The organism is Paraburkholderia sp. JHI2823, from assembly GCF_038900695.1.
GTDB lineage: Bacteria > Pseudomonadota > Gammaproteobacteria > Burkholderiales > Burkholderiaceae > Paraburkholderia > Paraburkholderia mimosarum.
The window spans coordinates 1-467 of the sequence record NZ_JAYMRY010000232.1; the positions used below are offsets into that span (position 1 = coordinate 1).

A 467-nucleotide genomic window follows, 5' to 3' on the forward strand; every position below is an offset into this window, starting at 1 on the left:
GCTTTTAAAGCAGGGATGTTTCGTGATTGTGCCAAAGCACTTCTCATCGACATTTTCCCTAAGTGTCTTCTGTCAAAGTTGTTAATTGGTGTACCGTTAGAGTACGTATAAGGCGCATCATCAATTTGCTGATATGTTGACCATTTTTTGTTTTCAATTACAGGACCGTAATCTAAAATTGGTTTAATTGTAGATCCCGGCTGGCGTTTTGCATCAGTGGCATAGTTAAAGCCGCCGGCTGGCACATCACGACCACCACCAATGGCTCGAATTTCACCATTTTTTGTATCCAGCAGGGTGACTCCAGCTTGCATACCTTTCGTAAATCCGGCTGAATCCCCATTGATGATGTCATCCAGATGATCCTGAGCTTTTCGATCAAGAGAAGTATAGATTTTTAATCCATCTGTTGATACATCTACTTTGGCTTTTTTCTGTACTTCTTCCATGACTTCTTCAATATAAGC

At 41.1% G+C, this 467-nt stretch carries 1 protein-coding gene; it reads right to left on the reverse strand.

The window, feature by feature from the left end; translation table 11 throughout:
• Nucleotides 1-449 (reverse strand): penicillin-binding transpeptidase domain-containing protein (locus VSR34_RS38445; RefSeq protein ID WP_342965237.1); only part of this gene is annotated, 449 nt, incomplete at its 3' end.
• Nucleotides 450-467: the final 18 nt, after the last annotated feature.